This window comes from Terriglobus sp. RCC_193 (genome assembly GCF_041355105.1).
Taxonomy (GTDB): Bacteria; Acidobacteriota; Terriglobia; order Terriglobales; family Acidobacteriaceae; genus Terriglobus.
On sequence record NZ_JBFUPK010000001.1, the window covers coordinates 1,446,293 to 1,466,498 of the forward strand.

22 protein-coding genes are annotated in these 20,206 nt (G+C 58.3%); 12 read left to right on the top strand and 10 right to left on the bottom strand.

All coding sequences use genetic code 11. The features are described from left to right. The first annotated feature begins 5 nt into the window (after positions 1 to 5). Positions 6 to 1,253: an efflux RND transporter periplasmic adaptor subunit gene (locus AB6729_RS06020; RefSeq protein WP_371080670.1), complete on the top strand. Its 1,248-nt coding sequence runs from the start codon at positions 6 to 8 to the stop codon at positions 1,251 to 1,253. Between the two features lie 68 nt (positions 1,254 to 1,321). Here AB6729_RS06020 and AB6729_RS06025 read toward each other — a convergent pair whose 3' ends face one another. Continuing rightward, positions 1,322 to 3,229 carry a PAS domain-containing sensor histidine kinase gene (locus AB6729_RS06025; RefSeq protein WP_371080671.1) on the bottom strand — a complete coding sequence of 636 codons (1,908 nt, stop codon included), beginning with the start codon at positions 3,227 to 3,229 and terminating at the stop codon, positions 1,322 to 1,324. 21 nt (positions 3,230 to 3,250) lie between these two features. After that, a complete protein-coding gene (locus AB6729_RS06030; protein ID WP_371080672.1) occupies positions 3,251 to 4,249 on the bottom strand; it encodes a YpdA family putative bacillithiol disulfide reductase in 999 nt (332 codons plus the stop codon). Between the two features lie 139 nt (positions 4,250 to 4,388). On the opposite strand from AB6729_RS06030, the gene AB6729_RS06035 reads away from it, so the two are divergent. Beyond that, on the top strand, positions 4,389 to 5,003 hold the full coding sequence (locus tag AB6729_RS06035) for a nitroreductase family protein (RefSeq protein WP_371080673.1): 615 nt from the start codon (positions 4,389 to 4,391) through the stop codon (positions 5,001 to 5,003). A gap of 78 nt (positions 5,004 to 5,081) precedes the next feature. Here the strand turns inward: AB6729_RS06035 and trxA are convergent, their stop codons facing one another. After that, positions 5,082 to 5,414: a thioredoxin gene (gene trxA / locus AB6729_RS06040; RefSeq protein ID WP_047486616.1), complete on the bottom strand. Its 333-nt coding sequence runs from the start codon at positions 5,412 to 5,414 to the stop codon at positions 5,082 to 5,084. Between the two features lie 225 nt (positions 5,415 to 5,639). On the opposite strand from trxA, the gene AB6729_RS06045 reads away from it, so the two are divergent. Both AB6729_RS06045 and AB6729_RS06050 read left to right on the top strand, forming a co-directional pair. Beyond that, a complete protein-coding gene (locus AB6729_RS06045) occupies positions 5,640 to 6,302 on the top strand; it encodes an HAD family hydrolase (protein ID WP_371080674.1) in 663 nt (220 codons plus the stop codon). Positions 6,303 to 6,371: 69 nt separating this feature from the next. Next, entirely contained in the window at positions 6,372 to 6,851 is a 480-nt protein-coding gene (locus AB6729_RS06050) for a (deoxy)nucleoside triphosphate pyrophosphohydrolase (RefSeq protein WP_371080675.1), read from the top strand. A 64-nt stretch (positions 6,852 to 6,915) separates the two neighbouring features. Here AB6729_RS06050 and AB6729_RS06055 read toward each other — a convergent pair whose 3' ends face one another. Continuing rightward, positions 6,916 to 7,461 (bottom strand): type 1 glutamine amidotransferase domain-containing protein, encoded by a 546-nt coding sequence (locus AB6729_RS06055; RefSeq protein WP_371080676.1) that lies wholly within the window; start codon positions 7,459 to 7,461, stop codon positions 6,916 to 6,918. 157 nt (positions 7,462 to 7,618) lie between these two features. On the opposite strand from AB6729_RS06055, the gene AB6729_RS06060 reads away from it, so the two are divergent. Next, positions 7,619 to 8,947: a M48 family metallopeptidase gene (locus AB6729_RS06060; RefSeq protein WP_371080677.1), complete on the top strand. Its 1,329-nt coding sequence runs from the start codon at positions 7,619 to 7,621 to the stop codon at positions 8,945 to 8,947. Between the two features lie 242 nt (positions 8,948 to 9,189). On the opposite strand, the gene AB6729_RS06065 is transcribed toward AB6729_RS06060, so the two are convergent. The 5 genes from AB6729_RS06065 to AB6729_RS06085 are packed head-to-tail and all read right to left on the bottom strand — an operon-like array spanning position 9,190 to position 15,344. Further along, positions 9,190 to 10,440 carry an Nramp family divalent metal transporter gene (locus AB6729_RS06065; RefSeq protein WP_371080678.1) on the bottom strand — a complete coding sequence of 417 codons (1,251 nt, stop codon included), beginning with the start codon at positions 10,438 to 10,440 and terminating at the stop codon, positions 9,190 to 9,192. Continuing rightward, entirely contained in the window at positions 10,437 to 11,420 is a 984-nt protein-coding gene (locus tag AB6729_RS06070) for an aldo/keto reductase (protein ID WP_371080679.1), read from the bottom strand. The genes AB6729_RS06065 and AB6729_RS06070 overlap by 4 nt, the downstream gene beginning before the upstream one ends. Before the next feature lie 37 nt (positions 11,421 to 11,457). Continuing rightward, positions 11,458 to 13,020 (bottom strand): GMC oxidoreductase, encoded by a 1,563-nt coding sequence (locus AB6729_RS06075; RefSeq protein WP_371080680.1) that lies wholly within the window; start codon positions 13,018 to 13,020, stop codon positions 11,458 to 11,460. Next, the gene (locus AB6729_RS06080) at positions 13,017 to 14,069 is read right to left on the bottom strand and encodes a glycosyltransferase (protein ID WP_371080681.1); all 1,053 of its coding nucleotides are present in this window, start codon (positions 14,067 to 14,069) and stop codon (positions 13,017 to 13,019) included. Before AB6729_RS06080 ends, AB6729_RS06075 begins: the two co-directional genes overlap by 4 nt. Positions 14,070 to 14,072: 3 nt before the next feature. Further along, a complete protein-coding gene (locus tag AB6729_RS06085) occupies positions 14,073 to 15,344 on the bottom strand; it encodes a magnesium transporter MgtE N-terminal domain-containing protein (RefSeq protein WP_371080682.1) in 1,272 nt (423 codons plus the stop codon). A 181-nt stretch (positions 15,345 to 15,525) separates the two neighbouring features. Here AB6729_RS06085 and AB6729_RS06090 point away from each other — a divergent pair, with 181 nt between their 5' ends. The 4 genes from AB6729_RS06090 to AB6729_RS06105 all read left to right on the top strand — a co-directional run bounded on the left by AB6729_RS06090 (position 15,526) and on the right by AB6729_RS06105 (position 17,696). After that, on the top strand, positions 15,526 to 15,966 hold the full coding sequence (locus AB6729_RS06090) for an ATP-binding protein (RefSeq protein WP_371080683.1): 441 nt from the start codon (positions 15,526 to 15,528) through the stop codon (positions 15,964 to 15,966). Between the two features lie 71 nt (positions 15,967 to 16,037). Continuing rightward, positions 16,038 to 16,385, top strand: coding sequence for an STAS domain-containing protein (locus AB6729_RS06095; protein WP_047486594.1), 348 nt, complete (start codon positions 16,038 to 16,040; stop codon positions 16,383 to 16,385). A 233-nt stretch (positions 16,386 to 16,618) separates the two neighbouring features. Continuing rightward, positions 16,619 to 17,032, top strand: coding sequence for a peptidoglycan-binding protein (locus AB6729_RS06100; protein ID WP_371080684.1), 414 nt, complete (start codon positions 16,619 to 16,621; stop codon positions 17,030 to 17,032). A 73-nt stretch (positions 17,033 to 17,105) separates the two neighbouring features. Then, positions 17,106 to 17,696, top strand: a complete 591-nt coding sequence (locus tag AB6729_RS06105; protein ID WP_371080685.1) for a hypothetical protein — start codon at positions 17,106 to 17,108, stop codon at positions 17,694 to 17,696. A gap of 6 nt (positions 17,697 to 17,702) precedes the next feature. Here AB6729_RS06105 and AB6729_RS06110 read toward each other — a convergent pair whose 3' ends face one another. Continuing rightward, complete coding sequence (locus AB6729_RS06110) at positions 17,703 to 18,074, bottom strand: septum formation initiator family protein (RefSeq protein WP_371080686.1); 372 nt, start codon at positions 18,072 to 18,074, stop codon at positions 17,703 to 17,705. Positions 18,075 to 18,237: 163 nt separating this feature from the next. On the opposite strand from AB6729_RS06110, the gene AB6729_RS06115 reads away from it, so the two are divergent. The 3 genes from AB6729_RS06115 to AB6729_RS06125 are packed head-to-tail and all read left to right on the top strand — an operon-like array spanning position 18,238 to position 20,168. Further along, positions 18,238 to 18,624, top strand: coding sequence for a hypothetical protein (locus tag AB6729_RS06115; protein ID WP_371080687.1), 387 nt, complete (start codon positions 18,238 to 18,240; stop codon positions 18,622 to 18,624). A gap of 53 nt (positions 18,625 to 18,677) precedes the next feature. After that, a complete protein-coding gene (locus tag AB6729_RS06120) occupies positions 18,678 to 19,256 on the top strand; it encodes a biotin transporter BioY (protein WP_371080688.1) in 579 nt (192 codons plus the stop codon). A 54-nt stretch (positions 19,257 to 19,310) separates the two neighbouring features. Then, positions 19,311 to 20,168, top strand: coding sequence for a menaquinone biosynthesis family protein (locus AB6729_RS06125; RefSeq protein ID WP_371080689.1), 858 nt, complete (start codon positions 19,311 to 19,313; stop codon positions 20,166 to 20,168). The last annotated feature ends 38 nt before the right edge of the window (positions 20,169 to 20,206 follow it).

Below are 20,206 nucleotides of genomic sequence, written 5' to 3' on the forward strand. Positions count from 1 at the left end.
TGAGCATGGCCCAGAACGTCGCACAGGATCCGGCAACGACCGGCCATTCCGCAACCACTCAACAGCCCGCAGGCAAAGGTCCATTCGTTGCCGCAGCAGGTGGCTTTCTTCTGCTTGCAATTGTCGGTGTCGCCTTTCTGATTCCGAAACTGCATCACCAAAACGACCTGGAAGACCGCGCACACGATGTTTCCGGTCCCCCGCCGGTTGCGGTTGTGGCCGTCGGCCTGGGGCAACCCAGCAGCAGACTGGAACTGCCCGGCACCGTGCAGGCATTTGCACAGACTCCCATCTATGCGCGTACTTCGGGCTACATCTCAAAGCGTTACGTGGACATTGGCGACCACGTAAAGGCCGGACAGTTGCTCGCCATCATTGAAGATCCGCAGACGGAGCAATCACTGCGGCAGGCGCGCGCAAACCTGTTGCAGTTGAAAGCGCAGCTACTGCAGGCACAGGCCAATGCGAAGCTATCCACGCTGAACAATACGCGTGGTCAGCAGCTTTATAAGCAAGGCGTTATTTCGCAGGAGGCGGCGGACAATTACACCGCGCAGTCTGGCGCGAACGATGCAACCGTGGAAGCGGCCAAGGCCAACATTGCTGCCGGCGAAGCGAACGTGAGGTCGCTGGAAGAACAGGCGTCCTTCTCACGCGTGCTGGCACCTTTCACCGGTGTGATCCTGTCGCGTTCCATCGATAATGGATCGCTGATCACGTCCGGCTCGGCCAACAGCGTGACGCAGCTCTTCACGATTGCGCAGTCCGGCGTGGTTCGAGTCTTTGCCAATGTGCCACAGAGCAACGCACCGGATGCACTGAGCGCATCCACAGCGCAGGTGACCTTCCGCGAACTCCCGGGGCACATCTACTCTGGTTCCATCACACGCTCTTCCACGTCAATTGATCCGGCATCGCGCACGCTGCTGACCGAAATCGACCTGCCAAACGCCGATGGCAAGATCCTTCCCGGCATGTTTGCGACGGTGACCTTCGCGGTGAAGAATTCGCGTCCGCCGGTGCTGCTACCGGGAAATGCCCTGGTGGTACGCACCGCAGGGCCACAGGCCTATACCGTGGACGCCAACAACATTGTGCATCTGCACAGCGTCGTCCTGGGACGCGACTATGGCACCAGCGTTGAGATCCTCAGCGGGTTGCAGCAGGGCGATCATGTGATCCTGTCACCATCCGATGCGGTACAGGAAGGAACGAAAGTGGCTCCGGAATTAGAGAAGGCGCAGAAGCCGTAGTCTCTTCCAGGCACATAGAAAAGCCCGCCATTGGCGGGCTTTTTCCATAAGTGCTGCGTTGTAAGTGTTCAGACCAGATGATCTGCAAGCACCTCTGCCGAGCTATGCACAATGCGCGGCCCCCGTGGTACGCCCTCCCACGGGAAGAACAGTGAGAACACGGTACCGGAACAATCGCCGCGATACTTTGCCTGGCGGCTGCGCACCAGCATGGCGCCGTGATGCTTCTCCAGAATCTCCGCGCTCACCCACAAGCCAAGGCCGGTGCCGCTGGCATCCTTGGTGGTAAAGAACGGTTCAAAGATGCGGCGTCGCACAGCATTCGACATCCCCATGCCTTCATCCGCAACAGTAACGCGCACTCCCCTTCTGTCGTTGTGCCGCATGGTGCGTGCGCGAATGAAGAGGCGTCCTCCCTGAGGCATCGCATCAATCGCATTACCCACAAGGTTTGCAAAAAGCTGGCGCAGTTCTCCCGCGTAGCCAAAGAGCAGCGCTGGATCCTCCAGACGCAACTCCACCTCCACTTTTGCGGACCGCAGCTTGGCATTGTGCAGCAGCAGCACACTGCGCAGCATCTCGGTCACCTCCACATCCGTGGCGGTTGAGGACTGACGATGAAAGCGCAGCGTCTGTTGCGTGATCTCACCCACGCGTCCCAGTTCTGTCTGCGCCAATGCCACCCAGTCCTGCGCCTGTATATCCAGCGATGGGTTATTGCGCAGCAGATACAGGGCATTGGTAACAGCTTCCAGCGGCGTATTGATTTCATGCGCAATGGAAGACGCAAGACGCCCTGCAATTGCAAGCTTTTCACTGCGGCGCATGGCTTCTTCCGCGTGACGACGCTCTGTCACCTCCGTGACAATGACACCCACCCAACGCACTTCGTCACCGATGAACACGGGGAAGTAACTGGCGAGCCAGATACGCGGATGAATGTCACCGACCATCTCGCCGCTGAGTTCGTGTTCGGCAATGCCTTCACCCGTACGGAAGACCTGCTCCAGCAGGCGTTCCGACTCCAGCGCCAATGAGTTCACATCACCATCAGTGGTAGGAGCCAGATCACGCAAACGGCGACCCAGGTGGTGTTCCAGCGGCACACCGTGCATCTTCGCCAGGCGGTCATTGATACGGATGTAGCGATAGTCGCGGTCGTAAAACGCAAAGCCAATCGGAGCGGTGCGCAGCATGGCGTCGAGCAGATTCAACGTCTCCTGCGTGCCGCGACGCTGGCGCGCAATTTCGCTCACCATGCCGTTGAAGCTGCTCAACAAGGCGCCCGCCTCGTTTTGCGCGGCAACCACTGGAACCGTCAACGGGAATGCTGACAGATCGTTGGGGTCCTTGCCTACCTGCAGTGTTGCGCGCCGTAGCTGACGCAGAGGCTGTGCCAGCGTGGCGCTCAACGCCCATACCAGCAACACATTACCCAGCAAAGCAAACGGGAAGTAAATCAGCAGATTTTTCAGCACGCGCTTGGGCGTGTTCATGGTCAGCGCGGAGTCCTGGGTCACCCACAAGATGCCGCGTATCAATCCATCAGAGATGATCGGCTGCGCGCCTTCCTCGTTGCCTTCGTCGGAAAGTACACGAAGATACTTGCGCCCGGAAACCAGTTTGGGCAACAGCTTCTGTTCGCGGTCCGAAAGCTGCATGGGCAGTTCGTCGCTGGTGTTCCGCAGAACCGTGCCATGCACATCTGTGACACGCGCCCCCTTCAACGAAGCAGCGATGGGAAGCTCATGCATCACATCGTCGATCATCTCGTCGTTGTGCTGCTCCATTGGCTGCGCCAGCGATGCTGCGATGATGGAACTCTGCCGCTGCAAACGGATACGGTCGCGTTCACGGCTTTCGCGGAACTGGTCGCGCACACTGAAGCTCAGGAAAGCAGCGAACACGATGATCTGCACCAGCAGCGTACCAGCGATCAACTGCCCCATGATCGTCTTCGGCCCCCAGCGCATCATCGTTCTCAGTTCCCTTTCCTGTTAAGACTTGCCAAGCAGTTTGACGGCCAGGTCACGCGCGATGAGAGCGCCATGAAAGCGGCCATTTTCGATAAAGATTTCGTTGGTGCGTTCGCCCGCCACCACCACACCTGCCATGTAGATACCCTTCACGTTCGACTCCAGGGTCTCCGGGGTGCAGACCGGGCAACGACTGTTGTCCGAATCAAGCGCAACACCCATACGTTCCAGGAAGTCGAAGTCAGGATGATATCCCGTCAACGCAAACACGAAATCATTCGCCAGGGTGATTTCACCCTGCGGTGTGTTCAGCGTAACGGTGTCCTCCGCAATCTGTTTCACAGTTGACGCAAAATACGCCGCAATTTCGCCATTTGCAATGCGATTGTTAATGTCCGGCAGAATCCAGTACTTTACGTGCCGATGCATGGTTTCACCACGATGCACCAATGTCACCTTCGCACCATGACGCCACAGATCCAGCGCCGCAATCGCTGCGGAATTCTTGCCGCCGATCACCAGCACGTTCAGCCCGAAGTATGGGTGCGGCTCGTCGTAGTAGTGATGAACCTTGTTGAGGTCTTCGCCCGGGATGCCGAGATAGTTCGGCAGATCGTAATAGCCCGTGGAGACGATGAGCTTCTTCGCGCGGAAATCCTGCGCACGGCCAAAGCGATCCGTGGTGTGTACGGTGAAATCGCCGTCCGAGCCGCTGACCCGGTCCACGTGATGATATTGCCGCACGTCCAACGCGTAGTGCTCCGCCACTTTGCGGTAATACTCCAGCGCCTCACTGCGTGTGGGCTTCTGGTTGGGGCTGCTGAACGGCATGTTGCCAATCTCCAGCAGTTCCGGCGTGGTAAAAAACGTCATATGCGCCGGGTAATGGAAGAGGCTGTTGCACACGCATCCTTTATCCACCAGGACCACGCGCAGGCCTTCCTTCTGCGCATCAATAGCGCACGCCAGCCCGGTGGGTCCAGCCCCTATCACCAGCACATCGAACAACATGTTGGACATATATTGACCATTGAATCATGCTGTGCGCAGAAGGCAAGCAACATTCACCGGTCATCGCACACGCCATAAGCGGACGCACATCGTAACGACCGTCCGCAACATCAAACCAGAATCACTTCACGCTCAAAAAGGAATGCCCATGTCCGACCTCGCCGCACTGGAAAAGCTAAAACACGGAACCCCGGAAGCCGCTGTCCATGAACTGCTGCTGCATCGCTGGAGCCCGCGCTCGTTCTCCGATAAGCCCGTGTCCGATGCCGACCTGAAAAGCATCTTTGCCGCAGCCGCGTGGGCTCCCAACAGCTACAACGAACAGCCTTGGCGTTTCCTGGTGGGTCGAAAAGGCGATGAAACCTACACCAAGATTTTCAACGCACTGGTAGCGCCGAACCAATCCTGGGCAAAGTCCGCGCCGGTTCTCTACTGCAGCTTTGGGAAGAAAACCTTCTCCGCAAATGGGCAGCCCAATCCCTATTGCCTGCACGACACCGGCGCCGCTTCCACGTTGATCGCGCTTCAGGCCATTTCTCTCGGGATCCACACGCACGGCATGGGCGGGTTCGATAAGGAAACGCTCCGCGCATCGTTCGGCGTGCCCAGCGAATTTGAGGCAGGCGCATGCTGGGCTATCGGCTATCTGGGTCAGCCAGAAGATGCCCCCGAAAATTTCCGCGCCATGGAAACAGCGCCGCGTTCGCGCAAAGGCCTGCCGGAATACGTGTTCAGCGAATGGGAGAAGCCCGCTTCGTTCTAACCCTTCGCCACCGCAAACGCAGAAAGGCCCGGCGCATCTGCTCCGGGCCTTTTTCCTGCAACCTCTCAGGCGATCAGCTTATGCCAGTACCTTACCGATGGTCTTGTCGATGGTGTCCTTGGGCACGTAGCCAACGATCTGCTCTGCGACCTTGCCGTCCTTGAAAAGCAGCAGCGCGGGGATACCGCGGATGCCATAACGGCCCGGCGTGGCGGCGTTGCGGTCCACGTCCATCTTCATGACCTTGATCTTGCCCTCGTACTCACCGGCAACCTGATCCACGACAGGGGCGAGCGCTCGACATGGTCCGCACCAGGTGGCCCAAAAGTCCACCAGGACGGGCGTCTCACTCTTCAGCACCTGCTGTTCAAAGTCCACGTCGTTCACTTCGGTTACAAACTGTCCTGCCATCGATTTGCCTCTTCTCCCGGGAATGTTCGCTCGACCGGATTGCCCGCCTTGGCGGGGGTCTCGCGATCGTTCCTGCTTAAGAATAGATGCTCCGTGCCCGAAAATGTTTCAGGAGGGTCCATGTAGGTCCATGCGGGGTTCATCCAGCCTTGCGACAATAGAAGCATGAATCAGGCTACAAGCGCTAGTCCACGTCGTTTCTCCCGTTCCGAATTCCTGCAGAATGTGCGTGATGCACGTCCACGCACCGCCGTTTTCGACTTCGACGGCACGCTCTGGCCCGGCGATGCCGGTTCCGGATTTATGCACTGGACCATCGCCACACGCCTGTTGCCCAGCGACGCAACACGCCACATTCTGGATCGCCATGCCCTCTACCACCGTGGCGAAGTGGGCGAAATTGCCATCTGCGGCGAGATGACCTCCATCTATGCCGGCATCCCTGAGAAAGCCCTGCGTGACTCTGCCGCGAAGTATTTCGTGGACCATGTGCAGCCGCATTTCTTCCCGGAAATGATCGTCCTGCTGCGCGAACTGCAGGCCAGCGGAACGGACATCTGGGCCGTGTCGTCCACGAATAACTGGATGATCGAAGAGGGTGTACGCGACCTGGGCATTGCGCCGGATCACGTGCTGGCGGCCTGCGTAGCTGTAGAAGACGGCATTGCAGGCGAAACGATCCTGGATGTCCCCTCGGACGAAGGCAAGGCCGAGGCGCTGCGCCGCGTGGGGCTGACGCATCCTGATGCCGTCTTTGGCAACAGCGTGCACGACCTGCACATGCTGGAGATGGCAAAACATCCCTATCCGGTGAATCCAACCGTGGCACTGGCGGAAAAAGCGGCGGAACTCGGCTGGAACGTTTACTATCCGGCGACCGAAGGCTAGGGCCAGTGGCCCTTCAGCATCTACACTGCTGTGACGGTGGTGCAATTACCGCCAGAGGATGCGGGAGCTTTGAAGAAGAAAGCGGCCATTCGAAAGCTCGACGGAAAGCGAGACAACGCTGCGCGATTGCCCCGCACCGTTCGCCTGGTGGTGGCCGCCCTGATTCTTCGCCCCGGCCCCGATGGCGCGGAGGAAGTGCTGATCTGCCAGCGAAAGCCGGATCAACCCATGAGCCTGAAATGGGAGTTTCCCGGCGGCAAGATTGAAGCCGGTGAAGGCCCGGAAGAGGCCCTGCGTCGCGAACTGGATGAAGAGCTGGGCATCCATGCGGAGATTGGGCCGTTGCTGACACGCGTCCGCCACAACTATCGCAATGGCGGCGCGGTAGATATTCAGTTTTTCCGTGTACGCAGTTTCACCGGCGAGCTACAGAATCGGATCTTTCAGCAGATTTGCTGGTCTGGTTTTGAGGCGCTGCCGGAATATGACTTTCTGGCGGCAGACCTGGGCATGATCCATGATCTGGCCGAAGGCAAGCTGCGCGTATAACAGCAAGTGGCATACTTTCTGATACTTAAAGAAACTATCGAAGGCGGGACTTCAGCATCCCGTCCTAGGCCGCGAGCGCGTTCACAATTTCTCGCGAGAAGGCTGGAATGTCTCCCGGGTTCCGGCTTGTGATGAACTGACCGTCGACCACCACGTCCTTGTCTACCCACTTTGCCCCGGCGTTCAGCAGATCGGTGTGGACACTGGGCCATGAAGTCATGGTCTTTCCCTTCACCACGCCCGCTTCAATCAACGTCCACGGGCCATGACAAATGGCTGCTGTCGGCTTGCCGGTTTCCACAAACTCCTTTATGAAGTGCACCGCATCCTTGTCTATGCGCAACCTATCGGGGTTGATCTGGCCGCCGGGCAGTACCAGCGCATCGAACTCGTCTGCCTTTGCGCTTCCCACGAGAGCATCGACTTTGACCTTGTTGCCCCAGTCGGTCTTATCCCAACCCTTGATTTCCTTCGGTGTGGTTTTCACGCTCAGCACGGTGATGGTGGCGCCTTCCCTCTCCAGGTTCTTCTTTGGCTCCATCAGTTCCGCCTGCTCAAAGCCATCGGTCGCCAGAATTGCAATCTTTTTTCCTGTCAGCTTACCGTTCATCGTGAATCTCCTTCCGTCGGACACCTTGCCGCCGACAGGTTCTGAGATGGCCGGATAGTGCCGCGCGAGGCCTGCAGATGCCTTTCTGGCGCGGGGTCCATGTCTTGTTATGAAAATCAGCGGTTTGCCCGTGGCGCAAGTCTGCTATAAACCGTCAATGCGCCGATTGCTGCTGTTCCTGTTATTTCTTGTGGCGGTTCCGATCCACGCCGCCGCCACGCCCGCTGAAAAGCTGGCCAACGATGCGGCCCAACATGAACTGGATACTTCGCCCGAAGGTGGCAACATCCCGTCGTATTCGCTGAAGCCGGCGGATCTGGCCAAGGCACAGCATTTGGACAAGGTGGATACGGTGCTGCACTTCGCCACGTCCATCTGGTCGCTGGTGTACACCATAGCCCTGCTGGCGCTGGGGTCTGTGGGATGGATGCAACGGACGGCGACCTCGCGCTTCAAGAATCGCTGGCTGCAGGGTGCCACCTTTCTACTTCTGTTTCTTGTCATTACAGGTTTGTTGGACGCGCCCTTTGGCATCTATGGCCATTGGCTACGTTTGAAGTACGGGTTGAGCGTGCAGGGCTGGGGAAGCTGGCTGGGAGATCAGGCGAAGAGTGCGGGTATTGGCTGGGTGATTGGAACGCTGCTGGTGATGCTGCTGTTCTGGTTCATCCGCAAATTCCCACGACGCTGGTGGTTTGGGTTCTGGATTGTCTCCATCCCCATCACGCTGGCCGCCATCTTCGTTACGCCCTATGTGATCGATCCACTGTTCAACAAGTTTGAGCCGCTACAGCAATCGCATCCGGAACTGGTGCAGCGACTGGAAGAGGTGGCGAACCGCGGACACATGAACATTCCGCCGGATCGCATGTTCCTGATGAAGGCGTCGGCAAAGGTGACCACGCTGAACGCATACGTCACCGGCTTTGGCGCATCGAAGCGCGTGGTGGTTTGGGATACGTCGATTGCCAAGGGCACACCCGACGAGATCCTGTTCATCTTCGGGCATGAGAGCGGGCATTACGTGCTGCATCACATTGTGCGCGGCATCCTGGTCAGCACTGTGATCACGTTCATCACGCTCTACCTGGGATACCTGTTTGTGCAGTGGGCCATCCGTCGCTTCGGCATTGCGTGGGGTATCCCTTCGCAGGATGACTGGGGCGCGCTTGCCGTGTTGTTGCTGGCGTTTTCTCTGTTCAGCTTCTTTCTGGAGCCGGTTACTTCCACACTGTCACGCCAGCAGGAACATGCTGCGGATGTCTACGGCATGGAGGCGATTCACGGCATCGTAGCCAACCCACAGGAGACTGCACGCGGAGCGTTTCAGGTGTTGGGAGAGACAAGCTACGACGTGCCGAATCCAAACCAGTTCCTGGAGTTCTGGACGTATGGACATCCCAGCATTGGACGCCGTGCGGCTTTCTCCACGCATTACGATCCGTGGGCCGGTGGCTACGCTCCGAAGTATTTCCCGAAGCAGTAAGGCGCTACCATTCATCATTTGAGCGAAGCTCGTACGAACTAGGTTCGTCATCCTGAGCGAAGTCGAAAGACCCGCTTTCTTCTCGCACCACGGGAATGTTTCACAGAAGCCTGCTGCTTCTGTGCTTTCCATGAAGCATGTAGAGAGCACAGAAGGATGCAGGTCCCTTCGGCTTCGCACTCTGCACTTCGCTCAGGATGACGGACTTCGAAGAACGCATTTGGTAAATGGATGAACTGCGGTTATCCGCGAATTGATTGCCACACCAGAACCAGCGATAGCCCCGTGACCAGAACGGCGGTGATCCACGCGATTGCGTTAAACCATGTGCGATTGCGGTACTCGCCCATCAACTCTGGTTTGTTGATCAGCTTCAACATGAAATACATCACCACGGGCAGCAGCAGGCCGTTCAACACCTGCGACAACACGGCCATCTTCACCAGCGGGAAGTTAGGAATGAGTACAACAGCCGCGCCCGCTGCAATCAGGATCGTGTACAGCCAGTAGAAGACTGGCGCCTGTTTCCACGTGCGATCCAGACCGCTTTCAAAACCAAGGCCTTCGCAGACCGTGTATGCCGTGGAAAGCGGAAGGATGGATGCCGCAAATAACGATGCGTTAAACAACCCTGCGGCGAACAACAGGAAGGCGTAATCGCCCGCGATGGGTCGCATGGCCTCTGCCGCATCGGCTGCAACGTTGATGTTGCGCACGCCGTGAATCCACAACGTGGCTGCGCAGACCACCACGATGAACCACGCCACCACGTCTGTGAAGATGGAACCGATAGTCACATCAAGGCGGGTGGCACGGTAATGCTTCACCGTCACACCCTTCTCCACGATGGAAGACTGCAGGTAAAACTGCATCCACGGCGTGATCGTCGTACCGATAACACCGATGGTCATGTAGACGTAATTGCGGTCGTGCCATAGAGAACGGTCGGGCAGTTTTACGGTTTCGACCAACGCCGTATGCCAGTCGGGTCTGCCGAGCACGCCTGCTGCGATGTAAGCGAGATAGACCACGCTGGCGAAGAGAAAAATCTTCTCGACGCTTTTGTAATCGCCTTTCACAACGAGTGCCCACACCAGGAACGCACAGATAGGCACGGCGATGTATTTGCTGACATGAAAGAGACCGAGTGCGCCAGCAATACCGGTGAACTCCGCAATAACATTGCCAAAATTCACCACCACCAGCAACAACATGATGATGAAGGTCAGGCGCAGGCCAAACTCTTCGCGGATGAGATCGCTAAGCCCTTTGCCGGTAACCGCGCCCATGCGCGCGCACATCTCCTGCACCACGATGAGCGCGATGGTGATGGGAATCATCGTCCACAGCAGCGCGTAGCCATACTGCGCGCCCGCCTGCGAATACGTGAAGATGCCGCCCGCATCGTTGTCCACGTTGGCCGTGATGAAGCCAGGGCCAAGTGCTGCAAGAAAGAAGAGGATGCGGTAACGCCAGACCTTCAGCCACTTCACGCGTCACACTCCGCATGGATGGAGGCGGCTGATTCCTGCACCTTTTCGTAAAGTTTGCGCGCGGCCTCGTCTCTTGCGGAGGGCACAGCAAACGCGGCATTCTCCGCAATATGTTTCCGGTTCTTCGACGAGAACAACAGTACGCCAGAAGGATTCATCTGCAAGGCGGCGCGCATCATCAATTCACTCAGGACTCCGCCATCGGCAAGATCCTGATTCACTGCCGCGGACCACTCCCTCATCCGAGGCGGCGATGCAGACAACCACTGCCGCAAACGTCGGAAGTTATCGCCAAGCGAACGGTGATGGATGCGAAACGCAGCGTCCGAACGAGCCGCATCAAAGACGGACCACTCACACTGAATGACCTGCGCATAGGCGGGGCTTTCCTGCTGAATGGCCTCAACATGCGCGGGATCGGTACCAATCCCGAATGCGCCAATCTTGCCTGCGGACTTCGCTGCTTGCAGGAACTCCAACAGAGCCGCGTTGCGTACTTCTTCAGCCGTTGCGTCATGCAGCAGGAACAGGTCAATGCGTTCCACACGCAGATCGCGCAGGCTCTTTTCCAATGATGCGGAAGCCTTTTCCGGCGACAGATCACGTGGTGCGCGCGGCCCTGCAACACTCTTTGCCACGCGTTGCGCACGTTGCTTCAAGCCAGGAACAGCCTTCACCAGCGGCGCGACAAAACGACGTGCCGTGGCGATCATGCCGGGATGTTTTGCAGGCGGGATGCCGAACTTTGTTGCGACGGTTACCTCGCCCGGATGCCGGGAGAGGAACTCGCCGAGGCAGGCCTCTGCTTCGCCATAACCGTACATCGGCGCGACATCAAAGTGGCGAATGCCCGCTTCAAATGCCCACTCCAGCGTCCGCAACGACTGTCGGCGATCCATGCTGCCCATCAGGCTGGAGCCGCCGAAGCCAAGCCGCGTTGTGCGTCTTGCCGTGTCCGCGAGTTGAACTGTATCCACCATGTTTATTGCAGTATCACCTAAGCGTTACGTGTGCCGTTCAGGATTGCGCCAGTGTTGCGCCCAGGCGCAATGCCAGTGCCAGCGCGGTATGTGTGGGGTTGGAATAGCCGCCGGTCGGGAAGACTCCGGCACTGCATAGGTGCAGGTTCTTCGTTCCCCATAGGAGCAGGTTGGTATCCACCACGCCCTTTGCAGGATCGGCAGACATGCGCGTACCGCCAATGTGATGCAGGCCATCGTCACAGTGCGCACGGATCGCATCATCCGACGCGAGATCAATGCGCGGCTTCAAACGCGCAATGCCCTGCTGTATCAGCTCGTCACCGGTCAATTGCAGAAAGGTGCGGATGGTGGCCAGTTCCAACTTCGAAATAACCCAGCGCAGACTGGAGCGACGCATACCCAGTGCGTCTCGATCGTCTGTAAGTGTGATGCGGCTCTCTGAATCAGGCTGCTGTTCACAGTGCACACGCATGGTGATGCGCGCACTCGGCGCCACGTACACGCGATGACGTGCTGCATAAGCCCACGTCTGTTTCAGCAATAGAGGCAGGTTCTGCATCAGCGCGGAAATCTGTGTACTATCCACGTCTTTCCATTGGCGATAAAGCAGGCGCTTGCCGATTGCTTTCACCGCCGCGCCACGCTCTTCCGTATCGTCGTGGAACGCCATAGTCGCCGCCACGTTCAGAATCCTGCGTTGCTCCTGCTGCCGTGCACTCAATCGAAACTTCGGGTGGAATTTGTAGCCGTTCAGAAGCACGTTAGTGAATGCAGCAAAGAATCGACCGCGGTCCAGCGGTTCCACATCCATCACATCGCAATCCACGTGGTCCTGAAAGCCTCGTCCTACCAGGCCATTGGGATTCCATGCGACTCCATGCTTCTCTTCCAGGTGCAGCAACAGCCGCGACGTTTCAATGGCTCCGGTGGCCAGCACAAACTCGTTTGCGGTCACACGCGCGGTGTTGCCATTCAGGCTGCGAAGGATTGCCGCGCGGATGTGTGCGTCATCGTCTGCACGCTCCAAGTCCACCAGGTTCGCGTGTACCAGCACCGTAAGGTGTGGCGACGACGCCATCTCCGCGCCGTGGACTTTCGCAAAGTTTGGCTGCTTAAGCCAGCGTGTGAAATACGGTTGCAGATCCGGCCCAAGCTGCGGCGCGGACATACCCAGAGCCTTCCACACCGCGGCATCTTCGCCGATAGCGCCCAGGCTTTCGTATTGAATCGCTTCTGCATAAAACGGCATCAGTTCTTCGCGTGACACATCCCATCCGCTGTGCGGAACCCATTCGCGATGCGCAAAGTCAATAGGCTCCAGCGGCAGTATCTGGCCACCCCATCGCGTGGTGGTGCCGCCCCATGTACGAAAGCGACCGGTGTGAACGCCGGTGTGTGGCTGCTCCGTCACATCCGTGCGGTAAAGCTGCTGCGAAGCTTCTTCCAATACAGCGCCACCGCTTTCCACCAGCAGAACGCGTTTCCCGGCGCGCAGCAGGCGCACCGTAAGCACGATGCCGACGGCACCTGCCCCAACGACGCAGACGTCATAGGCAGCTTCGTTTGTGAATGGCTGCTTCTCCAGATCAAACGTCATGCCGTACCGAGCCTCTTTCTCACCAGTGGTTCCAACCGCTCCACAATGTGACGCACCTGCGTGTCGTTGTCATAACCGGAACTTAGAGCGCGCTGCCATCCCGCATACGCAATGCGTGTACGCGCCGGTTCGTCATGCAGATACTTCCGCACCTTTGCAATGCACTCTTCCAGCCCGGTGAAAAACACAGCTTCTTCGTCTTCCACAAATCGCGCCGCGTGCCCGGCAGAACGTTCGGCCAGCAGAAAGCCGCCGCACGCTGTAATTTCAAAGCTCTTGTGAACGAACTCGTCCTGGTTGGAATGCGTCAGGAAAGACAGGTTGATACGCGAACGCCAGATGGCCTCGCGATAGTCATCGTTCCGCAGTTCGCCGTTACCGCGATACAGCGCAGCACCTCCCACGCGCTCCAGAGCAGGCTTCCATACCAACCCGCCATTCACTGCGACGGAAAAGCCCCCTTCCTTTGCCAGACGTGTAAGAAACTCCGGACGCTGATCGTACGGTGTGCCCACAAACGAAACATCACGATCACGGTCACGATCGGTCCAGCCTTCCGGAGGAGCAAAGTGGATGGTGGGCTCAAACGCCGTCTGAATTTTGATGACGTCACGTGCACCGGCATTCCTGTAGTCGGTTACATTCACATCGCGCTGGGTGCAGTGCAGGTCATAGAACGGAATAGTCCTGGCATACAGCCTCCAGCCCGGATCGCGGCGCGGGCCGAAGAAGTTGTCGATCATGTACGAGACAGTGACGATGCCCTTCTTCCGCAGGCGCTTCAGCGTGGAGGGCTTCATGAAGAGGACCTTGTCCGCCCACACCACATCTGCTCGCAGAGTTTCCGCCATCGACAGGATGTCGCGATTCAGCCGTTCGACCTGAGGCCCCAGGACCAGACGAAATTCAACCTTCTGCAGCAGAGGATTTTGCTGGCGGTAGTCCAGCGTGTTCAGTTCAAAGACTTCATGCCCTTCCCGGCGCAACGCAAGAATGCGATACCACGCGGAGTCATAGGAAGTGATCTGCCCGGCGTAAAGAATCCTCATGCGTCAGTGACCCGCCCTTAACAGAGCAATGACGTGTTCAGGGTAGATGACCCCTGCAAGCTGACGATCATGGTCCAGGACGGCCAATGAACGCAGGTTGTACTTATCGAATTGTTCCGCAATGGCGCGGCTTCCGGCGTCAATGGAACATATGTGCAGGTGCGCGTCCTTCACGTCCACCAACTTCGTTTCACCGTTCGAAAGTGCAAGTTTTGCCAAGGTCACAGCGCCTTTCAAGCGACCCTCCGTGTCCAGAAGAAAGACCTCATTCACCGTATCCAGATCGCCTTCAAAATTACGCAACGCCTCAATAGCCTGGTACACATCTGCGTCTTCGGGAACGGCAACATATTCCGTGGTCATGCGACCTGCGGCCCAATCTTCCGGAAACTCCAGCAGCTCTTTCACCTCGGCACGTTCTTCCGGTTCCATCTCAAGAAGGATTTCCTCGGAGCGCTCCTCGGGAAGCTCTGCCAGAAGATCCGCAGCGGCGCCGGGATCCATCTCTTCCACAATGTCCGCAACACGGCTGGATTCCATGCCTTCCAGCAGGGAACGCTGCAGCTTCGGATCAACTTCTTCCAACGCTTCTGCTGCGATTTCTTCATTCAGCGAGCCAAACACGGCCTCGCGCTCCGCAGGCGCAAGCTCCTCCAGGATGTCCGCAATGTCCGAGGGATGCATGGTGGAGAGGCGGTCGCCTTCAATCTTCAAACGCACGCGGCGCGCTGGATCGCGATCGATGAGATCAACAAATTCCCAGGGGATGACGCGGGGCTGAAAGCGGTGCGCCATGGCATCCACTGCATTTACAGGCAGGCCACGAAGCAGTCGCCGGACCGCGCCACGCATGCCCACTTCCACTTCTGCAATGCGCAAACGGTGGAGTTCCTCGTGCGTCTCCCAGACCAGGTCGACGTCGTTTACACGCACCACCTTGTGGCCGTGTACGTCGATGATCTGCTGGTCGAGAAGGTCACGCTCCAGCAGCACGGAGGCATGCGGGATGTCGACGGGCTGTGGCCACTCCGCTTCCTGCTTCAGATGCAGTTCACCGGTATGACTGAAATGCAACGCGTGCAGCGGAACGGATTGCACTTGTCCCCCGCGCAGCTGGCCGGAAGCCGTCAGGAGCAGGCTGCTGATGTGTGTTCCGCCATCTTCCGTGGCCACAACAAGCTCCGCAATGCGTCCCATCAGGACGCCGTCGTGCGCCCGCACAGGATAGCCCAGCAGTGAGGAGAGACTCGTGCGGCGAACCGGCTGTTCGTTCATGCGTCACCGCCCCCTCTGTCCGAATCTGGGTGTTTTTACTGCCCTTCCGGCAGTCTACCGAAGCTACTGCCTTCCGGCGAAATCACCGGTTCGTCACAATTGCATTCGCAATGCTCCTTGACATTCCCGCGCTGGGAAAGCACACTGCCAGCAAGACCAAGCGGCCAGGGACCGAGACACGTTGCCCAATACACCCACAACACGGACAACCTTCACCCTGCCGTCCACGCTGGATACCGTGGACCGTGTGGAGCAGGAGGCGGAATCCTTCGCCAACCGCGCCGGGTTCCACGAAGACGACATCTCCAACATCGCCATGGCCGTCCGCGAGGCTGCCGTGAATGCCGTCATCCACGGCAATAGCTACAGCCGCGACAAGGAAGTGACCGCCAGCTTTGAAGCGAATGACGATGACCTTGTCATCCGCATCAGCGACGAGGGGCCAGGCTTCAATGAGGAAGTCATTCCCGATCCCCTTTCGCCGGAGAATATCCTCCGCGGCTCGGGACGCGGGGTGTTCCTTATGCGCGCCTTCATGGATGAGGTACACTTTCGCCAACTGTCCCCGGGAACTGAGCTGACTCTCATCAAGCATCGCATTCCCGCGCAGGACGCAGCCTGAACCACTTTAACGACCGCAGATTTTCCAAGTTTTAATTTCGCCGATTCCTTCGGCAGGAGAGCACACAGACGATGAGTATCAAGGTAAGCACGCGCCAAGTGGACGGCGTTACGATTCTCGACTTGAGCGGCCGGATCACCCTGGGCGAAGGCTCTGTCACCCTGCGTGACACCATCCGCGATCTCGTCGCCAAGGGCGACAAGAATATCCTCCTCAACCTGGGCGATGTCTCCTACATCGACTCCTCGGGTATTGGTGAACTGGTTTCCGCTTACACCTCCGTGAAGAACGCAGGCGGCGAGCTGAAGCTGCTGAACCTGACCAAGAAGGTGCAGGACCTGCTCCAGATCACCAAGCTATACACCGTATTCGACGTCCGCGACGACGAAACGCACGCCGTGGGTTCGTTCACCCGCTAATTTCCGCAGAAATCTTCATCCTGAAAAGGCCGCCCCCGACCAGGAGCGGCCTTTTTCTCGTAGTTTTCTATCCAAACGCCAACTTCCGCCGATTTACGCAGATGGCGCAATCCGTCTCGGGGAAACGTTCACTTTCCCGTCACATTCGGCTTGCATCGGTGTTCTTTCAGTGTGTAGTGTGGGTGAATCAGTCCACATTTGCGGGATAAGAAATTCGGCTGTTTGAGGTTTTCATGCGCTTTTACATGGCGTCCGCTGCGACTCTGCTCCTCTTCTCCTCCATCCTCCCGTTGCAGGCATCCCGCGTGAAGCGCGGACCTACGGCGAAACATAAAAAGACCCAGACCGCCGCACCGCATCAGCGTGCGATCGATAACAGCCGCGCCACGCAGATTCAGACGGCGCTGGTGAAGGCCGGCTACCTGAAGGAAGCCAGTGGTCACTGGGATTCGGAAAGCCAGGCCGCCATGCAGAAACTGCAGGGAGATAATGGCTGGCAGACCAAGCTGGTACCGGATTCCCGCGCTTTGATCAAGCTGGGCCTTGGCCCGAACTCGCAGGCTACGCCGACCAGTGTTCCGGTTGCACTGTCAAAAGGCGGTTCCGCAGCAGCACAAACGGACGTTGACACCTTCGGCGGCAAGTAAGCCGCATTCTGGCTCCCCTGCTGGACAATCTTCACGGTCAGCAGCGGCCCGCGAAGGCGCTATGCTAAGAAGCGTGAAGCGCCTCCTGCTCCCGGTTCTGCTGCTCATGTCTCTGCTTACCCTGAATGCGCGCGCGATTGAATTGAAGGTCTCCGCCGCGGCACTGGAACGCACCCTCAAAGAACAACTCCTGAGCGCTCCCGATGCCCGTTATTACCTGCGCGGCGACCGTAATTCTGCCTGTTATGTCTACATCGATCAGGCCACAGTCACCTTTCAGGATGACCGCGTGGTGGTGCATGTGAGCACCCATTCGCGGATGGGCGCGGGTGTCTTTGGCAAATGCGTCGGTGTGGGATTCAACACCATGGCCGACGTTTCCGTGATTCCCGTGGCAGAGGGTGAATCCATCGGCTTCCGCGATGCACGCGTCGACCGCTTTACCGGCAACAAGGAACTGGACTTCCTGCTGGTTCCCTTTCTCCAACGCAAACTGCCCGCCAGCATGAAGCTGAATGCGGCAGAACTGCTACGCGCGGCGCTGGCAAAGTCAAAGGACAGCACCGGCTACGACGTGGCGCTGGATTCGCTGAAGGTGCATTCCATGCTGGTGACGAAGGATCGCCTTACGGTCGATCTGGACGGCTCGCTGCACGTCGACTAAAGAAGATTACTTTGCAGCCTTTTGGTCCGAAGGCAGCGTGTAGATGACCTCACCGGGACGCGCATAGTGCAGGGCCTCACGCGCTTCATGCTCAATGGCATCCGGGTTGTTCGTCAGGCGTTCCACATGGCTGCGCAGCCGTTCGTTTTCCTGCTCCAGTTGCTGACCTTGCGTCTGCAGATCGCGCAGGTCGTGGCGCTTGTTCTGATACGCCGTCAGCCCATTCTTTCCAAAGACCACGTGGTAACCAACCATGATCGCCAGCAATGCCGCTGCTCCCGTCGCCAGGCGGCGCCGGTTGCCGTAAAACGCCTCACAGATGCGGCCGATGGTGGCGGCGAATCCGCGGAGTTGCGTCGTCTTTTGCTGCGTTTCCACTTCCTTTCAGTAGATGCGTGGATGCAACACGATGCAAGAGGTGGCACCCTGTTCGATACCTCCTTTTTTGCGGTGAAAATCTATCCACGGCACGAAAACCGGTGTAAACGTGATTCTCCTTTCAGAACGGGTCCGGTGGTTGTATTCTCGGGTTCATCTTTCCATGCAAATGCTTGCCCAGATCGCTGCCGTGTGTTGCATCGTTTTGTTGCTGAGCGTTGTTGCGCTGTGGCGCAGCATGCGCAAGACACGACCGGCTGCCTCACCGCAACGCAAGCCCACCATGCGTGAGAGACGGCAGCATCCGCGCATGGATCTGGCGGCCGGCGTTGTATCTTCTTCACAGTCGGTACGCGTGCGCAGTCGCGGACAAGGGTTGCAGAAAGACGCGTCTGCCTCCAACGCGCAGGATTCTCCATTACGCAAGAGACCGGATCGCGCCTATTTCAACGAGGACATGGGCGACCTGCGGGACCCGGATATGAGCAGAGCGCCTGCGGGTGGCGTGCTTCGTCCCACGGGAACTCTGTCAAAACCCGAATACCGTTGATCTCGCATCATCCTTAACAGCCGGTACAATCAAACATGAAAGGCACCTGGCCCATGTCACGTATCTCTCTGTCTTCTCTGCGTCCCGCCATCGCGGGCGAGTCGCGTTCAGTTTCGTTTGTGCTGCAGGCAGCGGCTGTTGTGGCTGCGAGCCTGTTCATCGCGCTGTGCGCACACATCTCCGTGCCACTGCCGTTCACGCCGGTTCCCTTCACGCTGCAGCCCTTTGCGGTGATCCTGGTGGGCATGCTGATGGGCCCGACTGCGGGATTCGCCGCACTGGCACTGTATCTGGCGGAAGGCGCGGCAGGCATGCCGGTATTCACCACCGCCGGACTGCCCGGCGTGGCGCGCCTGCTGGGACCCACGGGCGGCTATCTCTTCGCCTATCCGCTGGCAGCAGCGATTGCCGGTATTCCTGCCGCGCTGCGGTCGCGCCATTACGTCAGCTTTGCTGCGGCAGGCGCTGCAGCCATGCTGCTGGTATACGCCAGCGGCTCTGCATGGTTTAGCGTGTCGCTGCATGTTCCGTTCTCCATGGCGCTCAGTGGCGCTGTGGCTCCGTTTGCTCTTGCAGATACCGTCAAGGTCCTTGCTGCGGCAGGCATGGCCACAGCCGTGGCTCGTCGCTAAGCCGTAACTTCTTTCCCCCAATTACCTGAATAACCCGAAGGGCAAACAAATTTCATGAGCACCACCCCGACAGGCGTACAGGAGATCAAGGTGGCCCACAGCCCCGACTCCGACGACGCATTCATGTTTTACGGTCTTGCAACGAACAAGGTCCGCGTCCCCGGCTACAAATTCACGCACGTCCTCACGGACATTGAAACGCTGAACCAGCGTGCGATTCACGATCCGTACTACGACGTGACCGCCATCAGCTTCCACGCCTATCCCTACCTGCAGGACGAGTATGCCCTGATGGCGTGCGGCGGCTCTGTGGGCGAGGGTTACGGTCCCATGATCGTCGCTCCGCGCAAGTACACCACGGACGAAGTAAAGAAGCTGAAGATTGCCGTTCCGGGCGAACTGACCACGGCGTTCCTGACGCTGCGTCTCTTCCATCCCGAAGTGGCATATGAGGTTGTTCCATTCGACCAGATCATTCCGCGGGTGGTTGCGGGCGAGTTCGAAGCCGGCCTGATCATCCACGAAGGCCAGCTCACCTACGGCGACAACGGCCTGCACAAGGTGCTGGACATGGGTCAGTGGTGGCGCGAACAGACCGACGGACTGCCGCTGCCGCTGGGTGGCAATGCTATCCGCCGCTCGCTGGGGCCGGACTCCATGCGCATTGCCACGCAGGCGCTGCGCGACTCCATTCAGCACGCACTGGATCATCGTCCGCAGGCACTGGAATACGCCATGCAGTTTGCCCGTGACCTGGACCCGAACCTGGCTAACAAGTTTGTGGGCATGTACGTGAACGAGCGCACCCTGAACTACGGCGACGATGGCCGCGAAGCCATCAAGAAGCTGCTGGACATGGGCTATGAACGCGGCGTGATTCCGCACAAGGCAAAGGTCGATTTCATCGACTAATCGCAGTTCTTAAGCAATAAGAAAAGGCATGGCGCAAG